We start from the raw sequence: 24,543 nt of genomic DNA, 5'->3' as shown, positions 1-24,543 counted from the left end.
TTGTCGCGATTCTGACAGTCCTAAAATTTCGCGATTTAGAGAAATTTCTTGAAATTTTTAGAAGGATGGGCCTTCGGGGTTGGCGGGTACTTGCTTGATCTCCGCTTAACTCCGGCCCACTCTGAAAATAATTTCGTGTTTTTGCGAAATCTCTTCTGTTCTTTAGAACGGTGGGTCGTCGGGGTTGGTTGGTACTTTGACTGTTTGCTCGGTGTCGTTCTCGTCGGTCTGTTCTGCCTCCTCTGTCTTTTCTGCTTGTTCTTTTTGTTTCATGATTTTGTCGGCTAGTTCTTGTGCGAGCTTTTCGGCTTCTTCCAGAATCCGGCGTTCGTTTTCGGCGCGTTCGTGCTCGAGTATCTTCTTCTGAATCCGGGCCCATGGTGCGATATCGTCACTGACATCAACCTCGATGCCTAGTTTGTGTATGGCTTCTAGCAGCATGAACACATTGTCGTTAGCCAGTAGTGGGTTATTACCGTGTAGGTTTCCTTCGCGCATGAGCGCTTGAGCAAGTTTCACGTCATCGACCCAGAGCTCATCGATAATGTCGCGGTGGTCTTGCTCGCGCTTGTCTGCTTCAGCGCGCTGTGTGTAATACTCATCGATATCATCGGCCATATCGTGTGCTTTGTCTTGCGCGTTCTTTCGCCGTGCGGCAATTTTTTGCTCGAAGGTCTGCAACCAGCGCTTTGCACCGGTACCGATCGGACCGTCTTGTGCGGTATCTGATACCCAGGAGCCGTCTTCAAACAACCAGTAGACAACATCCGATATCGGGTCGACGATGTACATCGCGCGGGTATCAGTCTTAATGTTGTGGTGGTGCTGACACAGTGCAAACAGGTTTGCTGGTGAGGTGGGGCCGCCTTCTGCATAGTTGTGGCGGTGATCGAGTTGGCAGTTGTGTGCGGCAACATTGCAGCCGGGCCAACGACATGTCCCGTCACGTCCTTCGACAAAGGTACGTATTGCATCGGTGGGCTGATAGCTTGCGGTTTCAGCGTGCGCAGCGTCATCCGCGTCGATGATGGTGGCGCCTTCGCGGAGCTTTTCCACGGTTTCTGGTCCTACCCAACCAACACCTTGTAAATAGGCTGGTGCGTTGTCGATGTCTTTCGCGGTAAACAACACCAGCTTGGTGACTGCATCTTTAGCTGGGTAGTCACCGCTTAAGACCTGGAGCATGGCTTCGGCACGGGAAATACCGAGTGCGGTGGCGGTGGCTTTAATACAGTCTTCTGCTTTTTGAATCTCATCATGCGGTGCTTCGACTGCGAGTGAGGATGAGTTGGCGGTGAGTTTGTTTTTAACCATTCGTCGTTGTGGCCGTGGGTCTTTGACCGGTATACGGTCATCGAATTCGTTGACTAGTTGACGTACACGTTGGGCAATGCGGTCTGGGGTGGGAAGTTGCTGGTTTTCTATCCGTGGGGTGAGATACCGGGCTATTTTGGCATCAATCTCGGAAATAACCTCGTCGCTGGCATCCGGCCCCAGTTTGGACATGGCGGTATCGATCGCGACAATGCGCGGAAAATCTAGGTGCCAGTACTTTTCTAGGACCGCATATAACAATGGCAATTCACGCGTTAAACGCTGCAGCGCCAGGAGGGTTTTGGTGACCGTGTTCGGGCTTTGACCGCAGTGCCGGGCGCACTGTTCGGTCACGAGTTCGAAATCTTCTTCTAACGCTGGAATTAGCTTTAACCACGCGGCGTATTCCGCACGGCGGGTGGATAGATAGAGTTGGGCTAACGGTTTATTTTGGTTACAAACTGCATAAAAGGGTGTGCTCATAACTTTCTCATTTGTTTAGAACTGGTTTTCTATAACCATAATACGGGCACCGGACACCACAAATCCAGTCGAACAAAGTAACGAATTAGCAACATTTTTAAAAGTGGCGGCGCGGCGGGCGCGGCTTTGGCACAATGGGACAAAGCGAATCGAAACAAGGAGAATTAAAAGTGACTTACCGCGTGCAAACCCCGATGACCGATGAAGTAATTGAGACCTTCCCAACCGCAACAGCGGAAGATATTGAGCATGTCTTGGCGGAAGCTCATAGTGCTGCAAAGTCGTGGGGCGCGCTAGGTATCGAGAAGCGTGCGGAGATTGTCGCCAAGATTGCAGAGCTTTTCGATGCACGCAAGCACGACCTGGGCGCCATCATCGCGGAAGAAATGGGTAAGCCTTTAGCAGAAGGTATTGAGGAGGCTGAATTCTCAGCGGACATCTTCAAATACTATGCCGACAATGGACCTAGCTTTGCCGCTGATGAAGAGATTCCGACGAACTCTGCAGGCAAAGCAGTTATCCGTCGACTGCCAATCGCCACGCTTTTGGGCGTTATGCCGTGGAATTTCCCGTATTACCAGGTAGCGCGCTTCGCCGCGCCAAACCTCATGCTGGGAAACACAATTATTCTCAAGCATGCGGAGATTTGCCCGCGTTCGGCGCTTGCAATTCAGCAGATCTTGAATGACGCTGGCGTACCGCAAGGCGTTTACAACAATGTGTTTGCTTCACATGACCACATCGCGGAGATGATTGCGGATCCTCGCATCCAGGGCGTATCGCTGACTGGGTCGGAGCGCGCGGGAGCCATCATTGGTGAGCAAGCAGGTAAGAATCTGAAGAAGGCTGTACTCGAGCTCGGCGGGTCGGATCCGTATATTGTGTTGGACACCAAGGACGTGAAGGCAGCTGCAAAGTTGGCATGGGAAACCCGCATGTACAACACTGGCCAGGCATGCAACTCCAATAAGCGATTGATTGTCATGGACGATATCTATGACGAGTTCGTTGTTGAATTAGTCGCGCTGGCGCAGCAGATGAAGCCTGCGGATCCAATGCAGTTGGCTGAATCGACTGAGAATTCTTATGCACCACTATCGTCGCGTTCTGCGGCAGAAGGCTTGGCCGAGCAGTTGAAGAATGCAGTCCAAGAAGGCGCAACTGTGCATGTCGGCGGCGAATTAGCCGAGGACAGCGCGTACTTCTCCCCTGCTGTGGTTACAGGCATCGAGCGGGGTTCGGGTTCTTATTATGAAGAGTTCTTTGGGCCAATCGCCGTGGTCAACAAGGTAAGTAGCGATGAAGAGGCGCTGGAGCTAGCGAATGATTCCCAGTTTGGTTTGGGTGGCGCGGTGTTCTCCGAGGATAAAGCACGAGCAGAGAAAATTGCGCGTCAGCTTGACGTCGGTATGTCCAATGTGAATACGCCTGCCGGTGAGGGCGCGGAGATTCCATTCGGCGGCGTGAAGCGTTCAGGTTTTGGCCGGGAGCTGGGACCACTGGCGATGGATGAGTTCGTAAATAAGCAGATGTACTTCGTTGCCGATTAAGGCGAGGAAGTACATCTGCTGTTGAGGAAAGGAATTGGAATACTAGAGCTCTGCTAGTGCTTCTTCTTCCTTTTCGCGCTTTGCGTTGGCGCGCTTGTTTTGGAAACGGCGGACGAATGCTGCGACTAGGACCAAGCCCATCAGGGTGTACATGCCAATTGCGATTGGGGAGCCAACCAGGATGGAGTAGTCACCGCCGGAGGACAGCAGCGCGTTGCGGAAGCTGGACTCTGCGAGTGGGCCCAGGATGACGCCAATCATGATTGGTGCCAGCGGGAAATCGAAGTGTCGCATGACGAAGCCAACGAGGCCGATGACCAGGACGAGCCAGAGGTCAGCGATAGCTGCGGAGGTTGCGTACACGCCCAGGGCACAGAACACGGCGATGCCTGGGTAGAGGTAGTAGCGCGGAATCAGCAGGAGCTTCGCCCACATTGGCGCCAGCGGCAGGTTCAGAATCAGCAGGACGAACAGGCCGATGAACAGGGATGCAAGCAGTGGCCAGACGAGGTCGGCGTTGCGCTCGAAGAGCAGCGGACCAGGCTGAATGCCATACTGCTGGAATGCTGCCAGCATGATGGCGGCGGTTGCGGAGGTCGGAAGACCCATCGCGAGCAGTGCGCCCATTGCGGTGCCGGCGGTTGCGTTGCCGGCAGCTTCAGGTCCGGCGACACCGCGGATGGCGCCTTTGCCGAACTGTGGGTCTTTGCGTTGTTCGTCGAGCTTGCGCTCAGTTGCGTAGGCCATGAAAGTTGGAACCTCTGCACCACCGACCGGGATGACGCCGAAAGGAACACCGAAGCTGGCACCGCGCAGCCATGCAGGGAGTGCGTCTTTGAACTCAGCCCAGGACAGGCGGGCGCGTTCGATCTTGCCTTCGCGCACCTTCGGAACAGGCTTAGTCTGCTCGTAAATGACGTAGAAGACTTCGCCGAGGGCCAGGATGCCGACGGTGACGATGATGATGCCGATGCCGTCGAACATTTCGGGGACGCCGCCGGTGAATCGCTGGGCGCCGGAGATCTCATCAATACCGACGGTTGCAACCAAAAGGCCAACAACCAGGGAAATCAGGCCGCGCAGCAGAGAGTCAGACACGACGGCTGCCGATGCAAGGAAGGCGAAGACTGCGAGGGCGAAGTATTCGGCAGGTCCGAAGAGGATGGCAAACTCGGCAAGCTTTGGAGCAAAGAATACAACCAGGGTCGTTGCGATAAGACCACCGGTGAACGCGCCGATGGCGGCTGTTGCAAGTGCCTGCGGGGCTCGCCCGCTCAGCGCCATCTTGTGGCCTTCGAATGCGGTTGCAATAGCTGTCGAACCACCAGGGGTGTTGACCAGGATGGCCATGGTGGAGTCACCGAAGAGACCACCGAAGTAGACGCCAGCGAACATAATGAACGCAGCGGTTGGGTCGAGGGTAAAGGTAATAGGTAGGAGCAGTGCCACGGCCATGGAGGAACCCATGCCGGGCAGAACTCCCACGGCGGTGCCGAGCAGCGCGCCGATGAGGACGTAGACGAGGTTCATCGGCGAGAATGCGTCGCCGAAACCCATCATGAGGTTATTGAGTGTTTCCATGATTAGAAGATGCCTCCTAGGATTCCGGCTGGCAGGTTAAGGCCAAGACCAGCGGAGAATGCGACCTGCACTGCGCAGGAGAACACGATTCCAACTGCGATGGCATTGAGGTATTTCTTGTGGCCCATGGCGACGGAGAATCCGGCGAACAGGAATGCCGCGGAGATGATCCAGCCAACTGGCTCAAGAATCAAAATGAAGACGATGAAGATGACGATGGATGCAGTCAGGGACCACCGGCGCGCGGTGTCGGGGCTGATGCGGGCGTCGCCGCGGTATTCACCGAGTGGGGTGACGTAGCGGGGTTCATCGCCAGGCGATGGCTTGCGAATGGTGTCAATGACCAGCATGACAACCAGGATGTATGAAAGTACAACAAGAATTGAGGGGTAGAATTTTGGCCCTGGTAGTGCCGCCGACTCCGGTACGTCCATTGTGAAGATTCCGTACGTGACGTAGGAGGCGAAGATGAACACGATGGCGGCCATGATCAAGAGGCCATAGCCCTTAAAAGACGGCAGGTCAGGGATAGACGAGGTCGTCTCAGATGACGTCTCTGATGGTGCTGAATTAGTCATGATGGAGGTCCTTAGTAGCCCAACTGTTTCCAAATATCGTCAACGATAATGCGCTCTTCTTCGAGGTTCTTCTCAAAGTCCTCGCCAATCAAAGAGCTATCAGCCCACTGGTTACGTTCAAGAACGTCAGCCCAGGTGTCGGACTCAAGTACTTCGCGCATGATGGTGCGAAGTTCTTCCACGTCTTCGTCTTCTAGTCCTGGAGGTGCAACAACACCACGCCAGTTGACCAGGGATACGTCGTAGCCTTGCTCGATCATCGTTGGGGTGTCGATGCCATCGACAGGCTCTTCTGCGGAAATGCCGAGCATCTTCAAACGCCCTGCTTCGATCTGGTCTGAGAAGTCGTTGTAACCAGAAACCGAAGCGTCAATGGTGCCCGACAGCAATGCGGTTGCTAGCTCAGCGCCACCGGAGTGCGCCATGTAGTTGACTTCCTTAGGGTCGACGCCGGCCTCATCGGCAAGCTGAGCGATGATCATCTGGTCCAAAGAACCATCCGATGATCCTTCGGCTCTTTGCCGAGAATCTCGTCCGCCATGGCCGTGACCCCCAGCCCATCATCGACCGCGACTTGGATGCCGAAATTGAATTCAGCCCCAGTCGCCTGCTCATGCACGACACCACCTCTACCCCGGCGTTGGTGGACATGGCGGCGATGCGCGATACCGTCGCGCGCGAAGGCGGCGACCCGCGCGCCATCCGCCCGCACCTGCCGGTGGAGGTATCCATTGACCACTCGCTCGCGGTGGAGCATTTTGCCCGGCGCGACGCGGCTCGGCTGAACATCGCTGAGGAAATCCGCCGCAACAAGGAGCGCTACCGTTTCCTCAAGTGGGCGTCGAACTCCATGGAGGGTATCCACATCAACCCACCGGGTACGGGCATCATGCACACCATCAATTTGGAACAGCTGGCCACGGTGGCAACAACCGATGGCACTTATGCTTTTCCTGACATGATGCTGGGTACGGACTCGCATACTCCGATGATTAACGGCCTGGGCGTTTTAGGCTGGGGTATCGGCGGTGTGGAGGCAGAGACTTTGATGTTCGGTATGCCCACTACGTTGCGGGTGCCGGAGGTGATTGGTGTGCGGCTCATCGGCAAGCTAGGTGCGGGAGTAACCTCAACGGACCTGGCGCTAACCTTGACCAGCAAGCTGCGAAAGTTTGGCGTGACCGGCAAGTTTGTGGAATTTTACGGTCCTGGAGTGTCCACCTTGAGCGTTGGTGACCGCGCGGTGGTGGCTAATATGGCGCCGGAGTTTGGTGCGACCACGGCATATTTTCCTGTTGATGAAGCCGGCATGGACTACCTCGCGATGACCGGGCGCAGCACCAAGCACATTGATTTTGTGCGCTCCTATTACAAGGAAGCGGATTTGTGGTTTGACCCGGAAGCCAACCCTGAATACGACCAAAGCCTGGAACTGGACCTGGGCACGGTGTTTCCTTCCGCGGCTGGTCCCCGCCGCCCGCAGGACTTGCACAGTATTAATACTCTCGCAGGAGTTCTCGCGGACGTTGAGCCGGAGGCAGAAGCATTTCCGCTGGCTATTGCCTCAACTACCAGTTGTACGAACACCACCGACCCGCGACTACTGATCACCGCAGGGCTTCTTGCCCGCAATGCCCGCGCAAAGGGTCTGACCCCGCCAAGCTGGGTAAAGACCTCGCTGGCACCAGGCTCCCCTGCCGCGGCGAGTTACTTAGAACGCGGTGGACTGCTGGAAGATTTATCCGCCATTGGTTTCGACATTGTTGGCTTTGGCTGCACCACGTGCATCGGTAACTCGGGCCCACTGACTCCGGAAATCCATGAGCAGGAAGGAAAGCCCGTCGCGGTACTGTCCGGCAACCGCAACTTCCCCGGCCGCGTGCATCCGGACTTGGATTATGGATTCCTCATGTCCCCACCGTCAGTCATCGCTTTTGCGCTGGCGGGCAGGGCGGATATTGATATTTCTGCGGAAGCCCTGGGAACAGATAGTGCAGGAAAGCCTGTGTATTTGCGCGATATTTGGCCAAGCCCGCACGATATCGATGAGACTTTTACCAAGGCGATGGCACCCGATGACTTCGGCGCAGATTTCTATGAGGCTTCCAACAACAAGTTGTGGCATGAGATTGATGCACCCGAGGGTCCGCTGTTTCCATGGGATGAAAAGTCCACGATATTGCGCCCGCCGCCGTTTGCGGACCTGGACCAGAAGTCGCTGCTTGGCACCTATGATGCTTACCCGCTGATGGTGCTGGGTGATGACATCACCACCGACCATATCTCCCCTGCCAGCGCGATTCCGAAGGATTCCTTCGTCGCTGACTTCCTCGTCGAGCGCGGCGAAGACCGCGATGACCTCAACGTCTTTGCATCGCGCCGCGGCAACTGGGAAGTGATGGCTCGGGGCGCGTTCTACTCCCGTGCGGTGAAGAACAAACTGACGGATGCGTCCGGAATTGCCATGACCACGCACAGTCCCAGCGGAGAAGAGATGCGCGTGTGGGATGCTGCCGGGCGGTATGCGGCGGAGAATCAGCCGGTGGTCATGGTGGCCGGTGACCGCTATGGCATGGGTTCTTCGCGTGACTGGGCTGCGAAGGTCCAGCGTTTGCTGGGCGTTCGCGCGGTGCTGGCCACCAGTTATGAGCGCATCCACCGCTCCAATCTCATCGGTTTGGGCATCTTGCCACTGGAGATTCCGCGTGACTTCGTGGACTTAGCGCCCGGCGACAGCATCCACATCCAGGCCGATGAGGTTAGCCCGCGCTGCCAGGTTCCGGTCACCATGACCAAGGTTGACGGGTCGACGGTGAGCTACGTTGCCAAGGCAGCCATCGAAACAGGCAACGAAGCGCAGTTGCTTGCCGATGGCGGCGTCATCCCCTCCATCCTGAGCACCGCATTGACTGCCTGATTAAGAACATTAGAAAAGGAATAGGAAGCAATGACTACTTTTACCTCTGATACCTATGATGAGCTGGGCGAAAAGCTCGACTCACTCCCATTTAACTTTGAAAACCTCGGCCTCGTTGAGCACTTTGCTGGGCCAGCAGAGACAGTGAAGGTCGACGAAGATAATCAGCTGCTCAAAGAACTGATGAAGCAGCCCGGTGAGGGCCGAGTTCTGGTGGTTGATGGTGACGAGAAGATCACGTGTGCGCTGATGGGCGGCAACATGGCCAAGATGTTTAAGGACAGCGGTTGGGCTGGCTTGGTTATCGTCGGTGCGATTCGTGACCGTGCTGAGCTGGCTGAGATTGAGCTGGGTGTGCTGGCGATGGGCTCAAACCCGCAGCGCAGTAAGAAAGAGCGTACGGGCAAGGTCGGGGTTACACTAGATTTTTCGGGCGTAAAGGTTGTTCCGGGCGCCATGGTTTATGCCGATTCTGATGGAGTGTTGATAGAGCGATGAAAAGTACACTGACGTGGATTCTTGTAGTACCTGCGTCGGTTTTACTTGGATTGGTCTTTAACTACTTCAATGTTGCTGCCGCGTGGATTCTGGCGGGCATTCTCATCGCGGGCGGCACTGCGCTGGTACGCAAGCAAGAACTGGTGCTCAATAAACATATTGAAAAATCTGGCCGCGGTGTCATCGGTGTGCTGGCAGGGTTACCGCTCGTTGGCGTGGGCATAGGTGAGGTCACGCCCTTTGTGCTGCCGGGCCTGGTGCTTTCAGTTATCACGGTGGCGCTCGGGATTGGTGCCGGCGTCATGCTGGCTAAAAGCGTGAAGGGTATTTCCCCGCAGACCGGTATTTTGTGCATGCTTCCGGGTGGTTCATCCACCATTCCGGTGATCGCGATGGAAACAGGCGCGGACTATCGCTTGGTCGCGCTGTCGCAATATTTGCGCCTGCTCATCGTGTCTCTTTCGCTGCCGCTGGTCACGTCAATTTTCAACGTGCACGCCGGCGCAGTAGCAGAGGAAACTGACACCTGGTGGGGTGCGGTGTTGTTGGTGGTGTTTGCGTTGGTGGGGCCTTACATCGGCAAGCTATTACACTTTCCTGCACCCCATATTTTCGCGCCGCTGCTGCTCACGGTGGCTGCCGGGCAGTTCATTCCGGAAGCTCTTATCATGCCGAATTTTGTGGCCGTGATTGGATTTTTGATCATCGGCTGGTTCTGCGGCGGCGGCCTTTCGGTGCCGGTGCTGAAGATATTCGCGCGCCAGCTGCCCATGACCTTGCTATTTATCATCATCACGATTGCGACCTGTGCCGCCACCGCCCTGCTGCTGACTGCCTGGCTCGACATCTCCTACTTTGATGCCTACCTGGCAACCAGCCCTGGTGGCTTGGAAACCGTCCTCGCGCTCGCGCATGAGGGCGGCTCCAGCCCCGCGGTAGTCAGCGTGCAGCTGATAAGGCTGATGACGCTGCTAGTGCTCGCCGGCTATCTGTCCACCATTATTCGGTGGATTATTAAGAGAGGCCGGGGATAATCGCATTAAGTCCAAGGAACAGCAGCAGTGTCAAAAGCGGGATAGCAATAGTCACTACAGCAATGTCTTTATAGGACAGGCGGTGGGTCATGCCACACACAATTAACATGGTAAGGACCGCTCCGTTATGAGGCATTGAGTCGAAGCTGACCGAAGCCATGGCGGTTACACGGTGCATAAGTTCCATACTGATGCCCTGCTCAGTGGCAAGTTGTGCAAGCTGCTCACCCATTGTCTGCATGGTGATGCTCAATCCACCGGATGAGGAACCCGTAATTCCTGAGATGACAGCAGTTGCAACGGTGGAAACCACCAAAGCATTTTCGCTAAACCCCAGCATATTGTCCTGCACTACGGCGAATACCGCGAGTGAGGCGATTACTGCGCCAAATCCAACTTCGGACGCAGTTGTGAAGCAAGGCAGAATTGCATTCTTGGCACCATCCGAAAACTCTCCAATGGACTGCTTTACGCGGCTTGGGAACATTAACACCATGACAACAATGGCCAGCGCCAACGAGATTGTCGGCCCCCAAACACCCGTAAGTGCCTGAATATCTGTCAAACCAAATTTCTCTTCAGCTAGGTAAGCCGTATCCATTCGCTCTGCGAAGTAGAAGACAAACGAAAAGTTAACGACAATGACAACGAGGATGGGAATCATCCCCAGCAAGCCCTGAGTCATAACCGAAGGATCTGTCTTGAGTGCGGTTGAGGCTTTTAGCCTTTCATCACCCGAATCTGTGCCCTCTCCAAGTCCGGCAGGAGTTTCAATGAAATTGCCGTCGGAATCCATCGGCATAAACTCTTCGCCGGTCTTCTTCATCTGCTTCATTCGATACTCGAGCCACGCGATTCCAGCAATAAGCATCACCGCAGCTGCACCGAGACCAAAATAGGGGGCTGCATAAACATTGGTACCGAAGTAGCTGGTTGGAATCGCATTATGCACCTGCGGGGAACCAGGAAGAGCGGCCAGTGCAAAAGTGATGGTGCCTAACGCAATGGCTGCAGGCATCAGACGCTTTGGGATCCCAGCTTCTTTGAAGAGAGCGGTCGCGATTGGCACGATAGTAAACGCAACGACCCATGCGGAGACTCCTCCATATGTGAGCAATGCCGTCGCGATGACTGTTGAAAGCATGGCGCGTTTCGGTCCGAAGAGCGTCGTGATTCCCTTTGCAAGATAGCGAGCTAGTCCCGTCGAAGTCATGAGGTAACCGAATATGGCGCCGAAGAGGAACAGCGGGAAGTAGCTGATGATAAATCCGCCCAACGCGGGCATAAAAATCTGGGTGTATGAACCCATAATCGGCTGTCCGGAAAAAACAACCGCGATGAGTGCTGCGATGGGTGCAACTACCACAACCGAATGCCCACGATAAGCAAAGATAATTAAGAAGGCTAGGGATATCACCACACCTATTAATGCGAGAAACATTGGAACTCCTGAAATTTTGAGGTCATTACTATCGCGAGCGCATTACTATGGAGCTTTATGACTGCAGATGCCCACGAGCGAATCTTGACGTGCTCGCGTCGACTTTTTAGTGAAAGAACTTTTGCGCAGGTCTCCTTGAAAGACATTGCCCACGAAGCTGAGGTTTCAGTTGCGCTGATTGTGAAGCATTTTCAAAACAAGGACTCTCTGTTTGAAGCGACCGTGGACTTCAGTAATTCGTCAGAGGCCCTTTTTTCAGGGCCATTCGAAGAGCTGGGCAGAACAGCAATTAGAGAGACTCTGACTGCACCGCATAATGCGCCTTACTCCATGGCCCGCATGATCACAGTGTCTACTGGGAATCCTGAGAGTTTGAACGCGATTGGCAAACGCATCCGATCAGACCTGCAAGAAGTTTTGGTCGATCGCATCCGCAATGAGGCGCCGCACCCAAACCCGTCGCCGGAAATCCGCGCACAATCTGCTTTGTCCCTGCTACTGGGACTATCAATGATGAGACGTTTCGCTGATACTGACTTTTTGTCATTCAGCGAAACGTCTCTAGAGAACCATTATTCGAAGATTCTCCAGCACATTGTTAATGGCGAAGCTCATTAATCACTGCGGAGAAATCTAGATTCCCGTGGCCATCTTCGACGAATGCAGCATAAGTATCTGCAGCAATCTTTCCGAGTACGGTATTGGTTCCAGTAGCCTGAGCAGATTCCATGGCCAACTTCAGATCTTTGAGCATCAGAGCCGATGAGAAGCCTGGCTTAAACTCACTATTAGCTGGCGATGTAGGCACAACATCTGGAATTGGCGCGTTAACTGAAAGCGACCAGGAGTTGCCCGTCGCATTTGACACGACATCAAAAAATGCTTGATGCTCAAGGCCAAGACGCTCGCCCAAGACAATGGCTTCAGATAGCACCAACTGTTGAACAGCCAGAATCATGTTATTGCAAGCTTTAACAGCTTGACCATTGCCGCTTTGCCCGCAGTGGGTAATGGAACGGCCCATGATGTCCAGCAGCGGTTTCGCCTGGTTAAATGCTTCTTCGGTTCCGCCGACCATAAATGCAAGTGTGCCAGCTTGAGAACCCGTCACGCCTCCGGAGACTGGGGCATCAACGAACAAGGACCCTTGTTCGTTGATGAGCTCCCCTACTTCGCGAGCATCTTGAACCGAAACCGTGGAGGAATCTATGTAGAGCTTGGCAGTGGAGTCTGACTCCACCAATTCCCCAACAACCTTTTTCACCAAGTCACCATTAGGGAGCATGGTAATAACAGCTTCTGCACCTTGAGCTGCTTCAACAGCGGTGTCAAAGGTTTGGACCCCAGCTTCTTCGGCGATCGAGCGGGCTTGGTCAGATACATCGAAACCACGCGTGGCCAGACCAGATTTGGCTAGGTTGACTGCCATGGGACCACCCATGTTTCCCAGTCCGATTACGGCAACTGTTGAGATTGACATGCTGTGTTCCTTCCTTAGTCCATAACCGGCATGGAGAACTGTGGCCCTGCATTGCTGTCATCCGGCCAGCGGCTGGTCACCGTCTTAGTCTTCGTGTAGAAGCGGAAAGAGTCAGGTCCATGCTGGTTGAGGTCACCAAAGCCCGAGGCCTTCCAGCCACCGAAGGTGTGGTAAGCAATTGGCACTGGAATGGGCACATTGATGCCAATCATGCCCACGTTGACCTGAGTAGCGAAGTCGCGTGCCGCGCCACCGTTGGAGGTAAAGATAGCGACACCGTTGCCGTACTCATGCTCATTCGGCAGCTTTACAGCTTCTTCAAGCGTTTCAGCTCGCACCATAGACAGCACCGGGCCAAAGATCTCATCGGTGTAAATCGACATTTCAGGAGTGACATTGTCGAAGAATGTTGGGCCGGTGAAGAAACCGCCAGCGAGAGATTCTCCCTCGTAGGAAGCATCAGTCATGTCGAGGGTGCGGCCATCGGCAAGCAATTCAGCGCCGGCATCGACGCCCTGCTGGATGTAGTTTTCTACCCTATTCTTAGCGTCCTGGGTAACCAAAGGTCCGTAGTCAGAGGTCTTATCCAGGCTGTGGCCGACCTGGAGTGAAGGGATCCTTGCGACCAATGCATCGCGCAGCCTGTCTGCAGTTTCTTGGCCCACTGGCACAACCACGGACAATGCCATGCAGCGCTCACCGGCGGAACCGAAAGCAGCGCCTACCAAGGTATCTGCGGTTGCTTCGATATCAGCATCTGGAAGAACAATTGCGTGGTTCTTAGCTCCGCCGAAGCACTGTGCACGCTTACCTGTCGCAGCACAACGCTCATAGATGTATTGAGCAATTGGAGTAGAACCGACGAAGCCAATGGCCTGCACGACATCGGAATCCAGCAACGCATCCACGGATTCCTTCCCGCCGTGAACCACGTTGAGGACACCAGCCGGAGCTCCAGCCTCCATGAACAATTCCGCCAACTTCACTGGGACGGAAGGGTCGCGCTCTGAGGGCTTGAGAATGAACGCGTTTCCCGCTGCAAGTGCCGGTCCGGCCTTCCACAGAGGAATCATCGCTGGGAAATTGAAAGGCGTAATGCCTGCGACAACGCCAAGTGGCTGACGCATAGAGTAGGTATCGATGCCAGCCCCGACTTCACTGGAGTACTCACCTTTGAGCTGATGTGGAGCACCAAGAGCGAATTCCAAAACCTCAAGTCCACGCTGAATATCTCCCTTTGCATCTGGGAAAGTCTTTCCATGCTCAAGAGACAATGTGGTGGCAAGGCTGTCCATGTTCTCATTGATGAGCGAAATCCACTTCATGATGATGCGAACACGCTTCTGAGGGTTCAGCTTGGCCCACACTTTTTGTGCTTGAGCCGAGCTTTCAATGACATGATTGATGTCGTCCACATTTGCCAGGGCAACCTCTGACTGTGGCTTGCCCAGAGATGGGTTTAGTACCGGCTGAGTCTTTCCTGACGTGCCGTCGTATGCTTGGCCGTCAACATAGTGCTTGATGATGTTCATGATGGTAGACCTTCCTCTGATCGATGTAGGACTCACATTAATGAGAGTCGCCGCACTAAACACGCAAAAATGTGTCCCATAACACCATTCACCCCCCCGTTGACCCGCCTAGCTGCATAGTACGATTTAAGCAGTGGGTGTACACCATTCACTTAATATCGTGGGAGGAATTCGGACGCAATGACGCCAACACACGGGCAATCACGCAAAGACTGGGAAGCCGACGTCATCCTAAATGACGGCGGGATAGCTTCACTGCGCCCCATCCGCACAACGGACACCGAAGAGCTTCGGCGATTCTACTCACGAGTCTCCGATCACTCGAAATACCTGCGGTTTTTCGCGGCCCATCCTGTCCTCACTGATGATGACATCAACCTGTGGGTCAACACTGACGGCTATGAGAAGGTCACTCTAGTAATGCTCGAGCGTGACAACATCATCGCCGTCGCAGGCTATGAGTTGGTGGATTCTTTCCTTCCCGCACGAGTTGGTGATGTGTCCTTCTTGGTGCAAGACTCGCACCATTCGCGGGGCTGCGGGAACATCCTGCTGGAGCATCTTGCTGAGATTGGCCGCGAAGGCGGCATGGAACGTTTCTATGCAGAAATGCTTATGACCAACCGTCAAATGGCCCAAGTATTCATTCGTGCCGGTTACTCTGCATCACCAGAACTTGAAGATGGGTTCTTGACCGTCGACTTCACTATCGAGCCAAACACTAAGTCACGCGAAGTTATGGAACGACGTGAAATGAGAGCAGAGGCTAACTCTATTGCTCGTATTTTGAATCCAACATCGGTCGCAGTAGTCGGCTCAATTGATGGGGTTGGATCCGTTATCCCTTCCCTCGTCCAGGGCAATTACCAGGGAAAACTACACATCCTCACGACAAACTCAAGTGAGGACTTCGCCGTTGAATCCCTGGAAAGACTTGGCGAGGATATTGACCTGCTGTTAATTGAACACGCTCCAGGAAACTTAGCTGCCATCATGGCTGCGGCCGCACAACGCAATGCCAAGAGCATCATTGTTGTCGCTAGCAGCTATAACCCGAACTTGTCCGCGAGCGATAGCCGCGAATTGGTGCTTACTGCGCGTGATTTCGGTCTGCGCGCATTAGGCCCTGCAGCGCTGGGTGTAATCAATACGGATGCGGCGGTAAGACTGAATGCGACCCCTGCTCCCATGCCACCGGCCGGCAGCGTGGGTATTTTTACTCAGTCGGCCGGTGTCGGCACACTCGTGCTTTCTCGTGCCATTGAACGTGGACTTGGAATCAGCTCATTCATCGCCGCCGGATCTTTCGCCGACCTCACCGGCAATGATGTTATTCAATATTGGGGCGCGGACGACAACACCTCAATTTGCCTGCTCTCCTTAGATTCCATTGGCAATCCCCGAAAATTCTTCCGAGTGCTACGGCGCCTCGCGCTGGAAAAGCACGTGGTGGTTTTCATTCCATCCCGGGCCCTCAAGTCTGCGCGCTATTATGCTGACGATGCCCCATACGAGTTGGAAGACGTGGACCCTCGGGCGTTGGACGAAACCATCCGTAATACCGGATCCATGGTCGTTACTCGCCGGGAAACCATGTACGATATCGCCCACTTGCTCGCCCTTCAACCGCTACCGCAAGGAAACCGGGTAGCACTGATCTCCAATAGCGAGGGTCTGACCACCCAGATGGAACAAGCCGCCACCAGGTTCGGACTAGATCCACGCCCTGTAACGGTGTACAAGTCACCCATTGAAAACATTGCTGACCAAGCGAAACAATCTATTGCAAACCCTGAAATCGATGCAGTCTTGGTTGTCGTTGTCGAAGTTGGCTCTGGGCACATGCTCAACCGCGTAAGTAAAGAGTTAGACGAACTCGCTGCTGCAACTCAAGATACTCCACTCATGGGATCCTTCGTGGGTTTTAGACAGCCAGACTTCTCTCCCGAGAGCTTACCCATTTTCGACACTTATGCCGATGCATTGGAAACACTCCAAATCATATTGAGCAATGAAAACAAGCGAAGCGACGCCCGTCCACACCCTAACGACGAGCTGGTTGAAGGCAATTACGCCAAAGCGCTGCACACTGTGGAAGAGATTTTGCGCCAATCTCCAGATGGACGCTGGGCAACGGATGCTGAATGTGCAGCAATCTTGGCCGCCTATGACATCAATGTTGTCCCTTGGTTCGCGGTCAACACCGTGGAAGAAGCAATCATGGCCAGTAAAGATCTGGGATGGGATGTGGTCCTGAAGTCTCTAAGCCCCATGGCGCGAGGAAGATCAGAATGGCCTGCGGTTATCCGCCATATACGCGATGAACACAGCATGAAAGAAGCTTGGAATACCTTGCGAGAAATGGCGGTTGAGCTTGCGTTAATTGAGGATTCGAGCACCGATATCTCGGTTCTAAAACCAGTCGTTCAAGCTAATGCCACAACAGGAGCGTCTTTGACAATCCGAGGCGTTGAAAGCACCGTAGTGGGTCCAATAGTCTCTGCGGGCATCTCCGGGATTACAAATGATCTACTCAAAGACATGGCTTGGCGAGTTCCTCCCATTCGGCGAACCGATGCTAGCTTGATGCTCAATTCACTAGCGGCAAGCCCCTTACTCACTGGATACCGTGGCGCAAAGGCATCTCAGATGTCCACGGTGGAAGACCTAATCATGCGCCTAGCGCGTCTCAAAGATGACATCAGTTCCATCGTGGAAGTGGAGCTAACGCCGGTAATTGCAGGCGTAACCTCCACCCAAGTTGTTGGTGCAAAGATGCGTATTGCCCCGCTAAACGCCCGGCGTGATCCCCTCGCCCGTGCCTTTTCGAAGTAGGTAGGTAAATCTTGAAACTCGCATTAATTGATACGGACGAGATCCACAACTACAGTCTCGGAACCGAGCACCCCATGGGGCCAGACCGCGTCGATGCTGCCCTGGCCCTCTCGCAACAGCTCGGCATACTGGATGCCTTTCAGATTTCCCAACCAAACGTGGCGACTGATGAAATCCTCGAACTCGTTCACAGCAAGGCATACATCCAAGCTACGCGCACCAATCACCCAAACCCGAAGTTTGGAATTGGCACAACAGATAATCCAGTAGTACCGGGGCTATCCGACGTTGCGGGGCGCATTAGCCGTGGAACTCTCGATGCCACACGCGCTGTGTGGGAAGGCACTGCCGACCGTGCAGTTAATCTTGCAGGGGGCTTACATCATGCATTCCCGGATTCAATGTCAGGCTTCTGCATGTACAACGACGCCGCAATAGCCATCACGTGGCTACTTGAGAACACAAATATTGAAAGAGTCGCTTATATCGATTTTGATGCACACCATGGTGATGGAGTGGAAAAGTTCTTCTGGGATGACCCTCGCGTGTTGACTATCTCCGTGCACGAGTCCGGGCTATATCTCTTTCCCGGAACTGGGCATGCTCATGAAATTGGTGGCTCAAATGCTGCAGGAACTGCTATCAATATTGCAGTATCGAAGAACGCTGCCGATCACGAGTGGCTACAAAGCATCCACGCGGTTGTCCCCGCTGTACTTCAGAAGTTCGCACCAGAACTGATCATCAGCCAGCATGGCGCTGATCCCCACCGTGATGACCCACTAACAGACTTGACTCTCAGCATGGATGCAATGGCTCTGGCCTATCATTCCATGAGTTCCTGGGTGGATCAGTTTGCTGGCGGAAAGTGGGTCGCATTAGGAGGTGGCGGCTATGAGCGCGTCTCAGTGTCTAGAGCTTGGACGCATGTACTGGCAGCAGTCAGCAAGCAGCCGGTCGATGCCACCACGAAGGTCTCAACTGAGCTCTTGATGGGTGATGAAGGCATCGACCGGAGTGCTTTGGAAATTTTTAGTCCCACTCTGGTCACAACCAGCCAGCCGAGTCCTGCGCTGATCGCGACTTCACGGGCAGTATTTCCCTATTGGGGCCTGCAGCCCTATGGCTAAACGAACGCAGAGACGCCCGTGATGGCACGGCCCACAATGAGGGAATTGATTTCGTAGGTTCCTTCATAGGTGTACAAAATTTCCGCGTCATTCATCATCTTGGACAGCTCATAGTCTGTAAGAATTCCATTGCCACCTCCAATATTGCGGCCAGCGGCGGCCGATTCACGCGCCAACCGCGTTGTGGTGGCCTTGGCTAAGGCGGCATGTGGCATTTCCAATTCGCCAGCTTCTTGCTTCCTCGCGATTTGGGCCATCATCGATAACGACACAGTGGCATTTCCGAGAATTCGAGACAACGCTTCCTGGATGAGTTGGAACTTTGCAATTGGACGCCCAAATTGATCGCGCGAGACTGCATATTCCCGCGCCTTATCAAATATACCCAACTGCAAACCTGCACCCTGCCAAGCAACCCACGCACGGGAGCTGCACAAAAAATCATTTGTATTCGCGAATGATTCTGCACCTGGAATGAGATTGTCATGTGGAATCACCACATCCTCGAAGTGGATATTGGCATTCTGCATGATGCGCAGCCCCATTTTTCGGGAAATTTTCTCTGCAGATACGCCATCACGATCCATCTCAACGATGAACCCTTTCACCGCATTATCCTCGGTATCGCGGGCAAAGCAGATCGCGAAATCAGCGAAAGTTCCACCACCAATCCAGCGTTTTTCGCCATTGATCACCCATCCGTCCTTGGTACGCTGCGCGGTAGTTGCCAAACCCCCTGCGATATCAGATCCATGATCTGGCTCGGTCAAAGCAAAACAGCCAAGCTTTTCAAATGAACGCAAACCCTCCAACCACTTTTCCCGTTGAGCATCGCTTGCCAAGGCATCAATCAGTGCAACTACCAATTCATTATGAATACCAACGAGCGCAGAAATAGAAACGTCCGCGCGGGTAACCTCTGCATACGCTAGACCACGGTAGAGGCGTGAGGTTCCAGAGAGCGCGATCTCACCAAGACCAAATTCTGCCAGCCTCGGGAGCAATTCAAATGGGAATTCTTCACGGTCCCAGTACTCTCCTACTGCTGGGCGAATTTCAGTCTGTAGAAACTCGTGGAGCTTTTGCAGGCGTTCTGCCTCTTCGACGTTCAATTGATCTGCAACACCAAGGATATCTGCATGCGGAAATGGAATATCATGGAACGAATGCTGCGTCATATCTTCAAGATTTATAATCGGGGGCATGGAAGTACTCTCCAAACATTACGCGGCTAGAGCCCATCCCCTAGCCTATACAGTACGATTTACCTAAGTACCGTACACGTAGATTTCTTCGTTGTCGCCACTTTCACAATCTTTATCAATCAATCTCTAAGGAACTACATGTCCTCCAAAGCACCACTCACCCCTCGCCAGCGAGAGCTCTTCAACTCACTACTGCGAGACTTCCTGGAGGAAGGATTCGAGTCGTTCACCATCGACAATGCAAGCAAGCGCTATCACTGCTCAAAGTCGACCATCTACGGCCTAGGTGCGACTCGAGACGAAATTGTGTCACGCATTCTGGTGAGCTATTTCAAGGAAGTTACAAGGCGAACAACACCAGACCTCGACTCCATAACGTCATATAGCAAGGCTTTTACCGACTATTTTGACAATATTAAGGAATCTCTTTCCGCAGCTAGCCCCAAGTTCATGCAAGATCTTGCCAAAGACCCGGTCGCACATGACATCTACGCAATCAATACCCAAGCCGCGACGCGAATCATCCGCAACTTATTGGAGCGCGGAGTCGAATCCGGAGAGTTCTCCATCGATTCCATTGAGATGACCTCGCACGTCATCCAACAGTCGATGGACAGTATCCAACAGGGGGCATTTTCCGACATTCTCGAAACCCAGGAGGCCTACCCTTACCTCGGACGACTAATACTCAACGGCGTAAGCAAAAAATAATTTCCTCGAATATCGCTAGAATTTACTTCCACTTCGAAGTATAGTTACTTAGGACACACATCACAGTCGGACGTGATACGTAGCTAATCAGACAAATTTTGTGCCGAATCTACGGGTTGTGTCCTTAATCTAGCTTGAGGAGTCTCATGAATCCGGTTACCGATCAATTCCTAGCAGCGCGCGACTTTCTCGTGGACAACCGCGAAAACTATCAAAAAGCAGTCAATGAATTTGAGTGGCCACGGTTAGATTCATTCAATTTCGCAATCGATTGGTTCGACCACCTGGCAACGCAGCCAGAATCCGAAAATCGTGAAGCAATCGTCATCAATGAACAGGACGGAACGAGCACTCGTCGTACATATAGCGAAATGTCTAAGCGCTCCCAACAGTTAGCGAATTGGCTAACTGTCCAGGGAGTCAAGCGCGGGGACCACGTCATGCTGATGCTCAATAACCAGCTTGAGCTCTGGGAGACCATGCTCGCATGTATCCGTGCAGGTTTTGTTCTCAATCCCGCAACCGCAATGTTGGGCACTGATGATCTTCAGGATCGTACTGAACGCGCAGAGGTTTCATGGGTCATTGTTAATGATGACGACGCTAAGAAGTTCCAGGATGTATCCGGAGACTTCACAGTCATTCAGGTTCAAGATGGTGAACCAGCACAAACCTCGCACCGCACCTTGTACTACTCCGACTCTCACAACGCTGCCGTTGAGTACACTCCAACACAAGAAACTCGCGGAGACGAGACCCTCCTGCTTTACTTCACTTCAGGCACCACTTCAAAGGCCAAACTCGTAGAACATACCCATACGTCCTATCCAATTGGCCATCTGAGCACGATGTATTGGATTGGTATTGAACCAGGTGATGTCCACTTAAACGTTGCAGCCCCTGGATGGGCAAAGCACGCTTGGTCAAACTTCTTTGCACCCTGGATCGCGGGAGCAACAATCTTTATTTACAACTACTCCCGCTTTGACGCAGCAGCGCTCATGGCTCAAATGGACCAAGAGGGAGTAACCAGTTTCTGCGCTCCACCAACAGTGTGGCGCATGTTAGTGCAAGCAGACCTCTCATTAATGAAGAAGCCTCCAACGAAGATCGTGGGCGCTGGCGAACCCCTCAACCCTGAACTGTTCAATGCCATTAAGCGTGGTTGGGGTGTAGAAATCCGTGATGGCTTCGGCCAAACGGAAACCTCTGTGCAAATCGCCAACACCCGTAGCGAACAAGTCAAACCTGGTTCCATGGGTAAGCCACTCCCAGGTTTCGACATTGCACTGATTGATCCAGCAACCGGAGAAATCGGCGATACCGGTGAGATTTGCATCAAGCTGGATCCTCGTCCGGTAGGTCTCTTCAGCGGATATGTGGCTTCCCCTGAAAAGAATGATGAAGTCTTCCGCGAAGGCTACTACCACACCGGCGATATCGCAGAACGCGATGAAGACGGATATATCTCCTACATCGGCCGCTCTGACGATGTATTCAAGGCTTCAGATTATCGTCTATCGCCATTCGAGCTAGAGTCAGTAGTCATTGAGCACGCAGCCGTTGCAGAGGTGGCAGTTGTCCCATCCCCGGACCCAATTCGTCTGGCGGTTCCAAAAGCCTATGTGGTTCTCGCCAGAGGATTTGAGCCTGATGCTCAGACCGCCGAGTCAATTCTCAAACACTGCCGTGACGGTCTCGCGCCTTATAAGCGCATTCGACGTCTTGAATTCTTCGAGCTTCCCAAGACTGTCTCCGGAAAAATCCGCCGCGTAGATCTGCGTAAACGGGAGAACGAGATTCATGCTGAAGATGGTGGTGAAAAGAAAGCATCCACCGAGTTCGCAGATTCTGATTTTCCAGCGCTAAAAGGCTAGAGTATTAGCTTAGTCAGAAAAGCAGCAGCCAAGGAGGAGACTATGTCACCACGTTCCGCGGCTGCTGCTTCTTTCGATTCCATCGCCGAGGGCCACCGTCAATGGGAGAAGCATCATTCCATTGAAAGTGCGGATGGAATTGCTGTTTTATCTTCCGCGGCACGTATGACCGAAATTCTCTTCCAGGGTGCAGAGAGTGTTTTAAAGCCGTACGGAATCACCTTCGCACACTTCGAGCTTCTCACCATGTTGGTCTACTCCCGCCGCGGCGGGTTACCCATGTCTAAGATTGGCGCAAGACTTCAGCTGCCGCCGGCGTCATTGACACACACGGTATCGAAATTGGAGTCTGCGGGTCTTGTTGAGCGCAGCCGTGATCCGAAGGATAAGCGTTCAACACTCGTCAGCATCACGGATCAGGGCATTGCGCTTTCAAGCACTGCCACCCCAGCGCTGAATGAGTATTTTACTAATTTGCCAATGCACGAAGCCGACCAAGCTTCTGTGCGCCGCATTGCTGCGGACCTCAGAATCCAGGCCGGCGATGAAGTACTAAATAACTTTAGGAATTCTTAAAGTTCGCTTCCCGCTTTTCTGAGAAAGCTTCCATACCTTCTTTTTGGTCTTGCGATGAAAACAGTGCATGGAAAGTACGTCGTTCGAACAGTAGTCCCTGAGAAAGGGACGTTTCATAAACTGCATTGACCTGTTCTTTGATCATCGATGTGGTGATTTGTGACTTTGACGCGATTAAGCTTGCTGTCTCGAGAACCTTGTCTAAAAGCTCATCTGGAGCGACGACCTGCGCCACTAATCCGCTGCGCTCTGCTTCTGCAGCATCCATCATGCGGCCAGTCAGGCACATTTCCATAGCCTTGGCTTTGCCTACTGCACGAGTAAGGCGCTGGGAACCTCCCATGCCAGGTGTGACTCCGAGGTTTACCTCTGGCTGGCCAAACTTTGCTTTCTCACCAGCAATAATAAAGTCACACATCATAGCCAGCTCGCAACCGCCACCCAACGCATATCCGTTGACGGCAGCGATGATCGGCGTGCGCAAAGCTACAAACTGATCCCAGTTTGCGAACCAGTCCGCCTTGTACATCTCAACACCAGTCTTAGACGACATTTCTTTAATGTCAGCTCCAGCAGCGAAAGCTTTCTCTGAACCAGTCAGAACAATCGCACCGATGGTTTCATCTGCATCAAATGCTCGGGCTGCTGCGATGATCTCATCCTGTGTGTCCATGTTCAAGGCGTTCAGCGCCTTCGGGCGGTTGAGGGTAATGAGCCCTACATGCTCACGAGTTTCAACGATAATGTTGTTGTATTCCATGGTTCTGCTCCTTAAAAATTCGGTCCGATGTTTCCACGACGGTCTAGTATTGCCACGACGGCGCTTGTGTCTACCTCTTCAAGGCTAGTATGGCTCCATTTCGGATTTCTATCTTTTTCAATAATTTGCGCTCTCACGCCTTCTAAGAAGTCACCGTCAGTACGCATGTTCAGTGACATCCAGTACTCCGTTGTTAAGGCGTCCGGCAGAGTACTGACGGATGCTCGATCAAGAAGGAGTTCAGTTACTTTCAGGGACAGTGGCGGATGATTGCTGATCTTCTGTTCAGCCTTAACTGCCCAGTGCTCCTCTGGATTATTACGTGCCAGAATTCTTAATCGCTCGAGCGTATCTTCCACACTGTCAGCTGAGTAAACATCAACCATTTCAGCACGGTCCCCGGGAAAACTCTCTCCGGGCTCAGAAGTGAACTTCTCAATCTCTGTCACATCACCTGAAGATGAAAGTGCTTCAGTCAGTGCATCCAGCTTGTCGTCGGTGACGTAGAAGTCCGCAAAACCCAAGTCAATCGCTTCTGCTGCCCCCACATGCACCGATGTGTAGGCCAAATGACGACCAAGTCGGTCACGCGATTTCGCCAAAACATAGGAGCCTCCGGCATCGGGAGCAAATCCGATTCCTACTTCAGGCATTCCCAGACGAGTTGTATCCGTCGCGATTCGGTGTGAACCGTGGGAGGATACGCCCACTCCCCCACCCAGCACAATGCCCTTCATGAGCGGGACATAGGGTTTCGAATACGTAGCAATCAGGTGATTTAGCTCGTATTCCTCTCTAAAGAAAACTGGCCCAACTTCCGCATCTGCATATAGCGCAGCAATATCACCACCAGCACAAAAAGCACGGTCTCCAGCGCCTCGGACTATGACCAGAGCAACGCTGTCATCACTCTCCCACGCTTTGAGAGTCTTAGTCATCGCCCGAATCATATCCAAGTCCAACGCGTTAAGTGCCTTCGGGCGATTCAATGTAATAATGCCAGCGTTACCTTCTTTGGCAGTTTGCACAGATTCTGTCATT

General features: G+C 53.3%; 20 protein-coding genes. 10 read left to right on the top strand and 10 right to left on the bottom strand.

Annotated features, from left to right (window positions below; all coding sequences use genetic code 11):
- Positions 1–162: 162 nt before the first annotated feature.
- Positions 163–1,668: an HNH endonuclease signature motif containing protein gene (locus CCASEI_RS04215; protein WP_225868440.1), complete on the bottom strand. Its 1,506-nt coding sequence runs from the start codon at positions 1,666–1,668 to the stop codon at positions 163–165.
- 263 nt (positions 1,669–1,931) lie between these two features.
- Between CCASEI_RS04215 and CCASEI_RS04210 the strand changes: the two genes are divergently transcribed.
- On the top strand, positions 1,932–3,347 hold the full coding sequence (locus tag CCASEI_RS04210) for an NAD-dependent succinate-semialdehyde dehydrogenase (protein ID WP_025387226.1): 1,416 nt from the start codon (positions 1,932–1,934) through the stop codon (positions 3,345–3,347).
- A gap of 42 nt (positions 3,348–3,389) precedes the next feature.
- Here CCASEI_RS04210 and CCASEI_RS04205 read toward each other — a convergent pair whose 3' ends face one another.
- Genes CCASEI_RS04205 through CCASEI_RS04195 form a run of 3 tightly spaced genes read right to left on the bottom strand, consistent with a single transcriptional unit; the run spans position 3,390 to position 5,997 of the window.
- Entirely contained in the window at positions 3,390–4,928 is a 1,539-nt protein-coding gene (locus CCASEI_RS04205; protein ID WP_025387225.1) for a tripartite tricarboxylate transporter permease, read from the bottom strand.
- 2 nt (positions 4,929–4,930) lie between these two features.
- A complete protein-coding gene (locus CCASEI_RS04200) occupies positions 4,931–5,506 on the bottom strand; it encodes a tripartite tricarboxylate transporter TctB family protein (protein ID WP_025387224.1) in 576 nt (191 codons plus the stop codon).
- An 11-nt stretch (positions 5,507–5,517) separates the two neighbouring features.
- The gene (locus CCASEI_RS04195; protein ID WP_404825287.1) at positions 5,518–5,997 is read right to left on the bottom strand and encodes a Bug family tripartite tricarboxylate transporter substrate binding protein; all 480 of its coding nucleotides are present in this window, start codon (positions 5,995–5,997) and stop codon (positions 5,518–5,520) included.
- Between the two features lie 11 nt (positions 5,998–6,008).
- Here CCASEI_RS04195 and acnA point away from each other — a divergent pair, with 11 nt between their 5' ends.
- The 3 genes from acnA to CCASEI_RS04180 are packed head-to-tail and all read left to right on the top strand — an operon-like array spanning position 6,009 to position 9,955.
- Positions 6,009–8,423, top strand: coding sequence for an aconitate hydratase AcnA (gene acnA / locus CCASEI_RS04190; RefSeq protein WP_025387222.1), 2,415 nt, complete (start codon positions 6,009–6,011; stop codon positions 8,421–8,423).
- Between the two features lie 30 nt (positions 8,424–8,453).
- Positions 8,454–8,921: a ribonuclease E activity regulator RraA gene (gene rraA / locus CCASEI_RS04185; protein ID WP_006821346.1), complete on the top strand. Its 468-nt coding sequence runs from the start codon at positions 8,454–8,456 to the stop codon at positions 8,919–8,921.
- Complete coding sequence (locus CCASEI_RS04180; RefSeq protein ID WP_006821345.1) at positions 8,918–9,955, top strand: AbrB family transcriptional regulator; 1,038 nt, start codon at positions 8,918–8,920, stop codon at positions 9,953–9,955. The genes rraA and CCASEI_RS04180 overlap by 4 nt, the downstream gene beginning before the upstream one ends.
- Here the strand turns inward: CCASEI_RS04180 and CCASEI_RS04175 are convergent.
- Positions 9,936–11,396: a GntP family permease gene (locus tag CCASEI_RS04175; protein WP_025387221.1), complete on the bottom strand. Its 1,461-nt coding sequence runs from the start codon at positions 11,394–11,396 to the stop codon at positions 9,936–9,938. The two genes, CCASEI_RS04180 and CCASEI_RS04175, sit on opposite strands and share 20 nt — an antisense overlap.
- Before the next feature lie 57 nt (positions 11,397–11,453).
- Here CCASEI_RS04175 and CCASEI_RS04170 point away from each other — a divergent pair, with 57 nt between their 5' ends.
- Positions 11,454–12,014 (top strand): TetR/AcrR family transcriptional regulator, encoded by a 561-nt coding sequence (locus CCASEI_RS04170; RefSeq protein WP_025387220.1) that lies wholly within the window; start codon positions 11,454–11,456, stop codon positions 12,012–12,014.
- On the opposite strand, the gene mmsB is transcribed toward CCASEI_RS04170, so the two are convergent.
- Positions 11,995–12,870: a 3-hydroxyisobutyrate dehydrogenase gene (gene mmsB / locus CCASEI_RS04165; protein WP_025387219.1), complete on the bottom strand. Its 876-nt coding sequence runs from the start codon at positions 12,868–12,870 to the stop codon at positions 11,995–11,997. The two genes, CCASEI_RS04170 and mmsB, sit on opposite strands and share 20 nt — an antisense overlap.
- A gap of 20 nt (positions 12,871–12,890) precedes the next feature.
- Positions 12,891–14,408, bottom strand: a complete 1,518-nt coding sequence (locus tag CCASEI_RS04160) for a CoA-acylating methylmalonate-semialdehyde dehydrogenase (RefSeq protein ID WP_025387218.1) — start codon at positions 14,406–14,408, stop codon at positions 12,891–12,893.
- 180 nt (positions 14,409–14,588) lie between these two features.
- Here CCASEI_RS04160 and CCASEI_RS04155 point away from each other — a divergent pair, with 180 nt between their 5' ends.
- Together CCASEI_RS04155 and CCASEI_RS04150 are read left to right on the top strand one after the other, a co-directional pair.
- Entirely contained in the window at positions 14,589–17,243 is a 2,655-nt protein-coding gene (locus CCASEI_RS04155) for a GNAT family N-acetyltransferase (protein ID WP_025387217.1), read from the top strand.
- 11 nt (positions 17,244–17,254) lie between these two features.
- Positions 17,255–18,373 (top strand): acetoin utilization protein AcuC, encoded by a 1,119-nt coding sequence (locus tag CCASEI_RS04150; RefSeq protein ID WP_006821339.1) that lies wholly within the window; start codon positions 17,255–17,257, stop codon positions 18,371–18,373.
- Here the strand turns inward: CCASEI_RS04150 and CCASEI_RS04145 are convergent.
- Positions 18,370–19,578 (bottom strand): acyl-CoA dehydrogenase family protein, encoded by a 1,209-nt coding sequence (locus CCASEI_RS04145; protein WP_006821338.1) that lies wholly within the window; start codon positions 19,576–19,578, stop codon positions 18,370–18,372. The two genes, CCASEI_RS04150 and CCASEI_RS04145, sit on opposite strands and share 4 nt — an antisense overlap.
- 138 nt (positions 19,579–19,716) lie before the next feature.
- Here CCASEI_RS04145 and CCASEI_RS04140 point away from each other — a divergent pair, with 138 nt between their 5' ends.
- The 3 genes from CCASEI_RS04140 (at position 19,717) to CCASEI_RS04130 (ending at position 22,742) form a co-directional block, all read left to right on the top strand.
- On the top strand, positions 19,717–20,289 hold the full coding sequence (locus CCASEI_RS04140; RefSeq protein WP_006821337.1) for a TetR/AcrR family transcriptional regulator: 573 nt from the start codon (positions 19,717–19,719) through the stop codon (positions 20,287–20,289).
- 146 nt (positions 20,290–20,435) lie between these two features.
- Positions 20,436–22,166, top strand: coding sequence for an AMP-binding protein (locus CCASEI_RS04135; protein WP_006821336.1), 1,731 nt, complete (start codon positions 20,436–20,438; stop codon positions 22,164–22,166).
- Positions 22,167–22,208: 42 nt separating this feature from the next.
- Positions 22,209–22,742 (top strand): MarR family winged helix-turn-helix transcriptional regulator, encoded by a 534-nt coding sequence (locus CCASEI_RS04130; protein WP_006821335.1) that lies wholly within the window; start codon positions 22,209–22,211, stop codon positions 22,740–22,742.
- On the opposite strand, the gene CCASEI_RS04125 is transcribed toward CCASEI_RS04130, so the two are convergent.
- Positions 22,729–23,502: an enoyl-CoA hydratase gene (locus CCASEI_RS04125; protein ID WP_006821334.1), complete on the bottom strand. Its 774-nt coding sequence runs from the start codon at positions 23,500–23,502 to the stop codon at positions 22,729–22,731. The two genes, CCASEI_RS04130 and CCASEI_RS04125, sit on opposite strands and share 14 nt — an antisense overlap.
- Positions 23,503–23,513: 11 nt before the next feature.
- Positions 23,514–24,542 carry an enoyl-CoA hydratase/isomerase family protein gene (locus CCASEI_RS04120; RefSeq protein WP_006821333.1) on the bottom strand — a complete coding sequence of 343 codons (1,029 nt, stop codon included), beginning with the start codon at positions 24,540–24,542 and terminating at the stop codon, positions 23,514–23,516.
- Position 24,543 lies beyond the last annotated feature (1 nt).

Origin of the sequence: Corynebacterium casei LMG S-19264, assembly GCF_000550785.1 — a bacterium.
Lineage (GTDB): Bacteria > Actinomycetota > Actinomycetes > Mycobacteriales > Mycobacteriaceae > Corynebacterium > Corynebacterium casei.
Note: the sequence above shows the minus strand (reverse complement) of the source record. Positions and strands in the feature narration are given on the sequence as shown.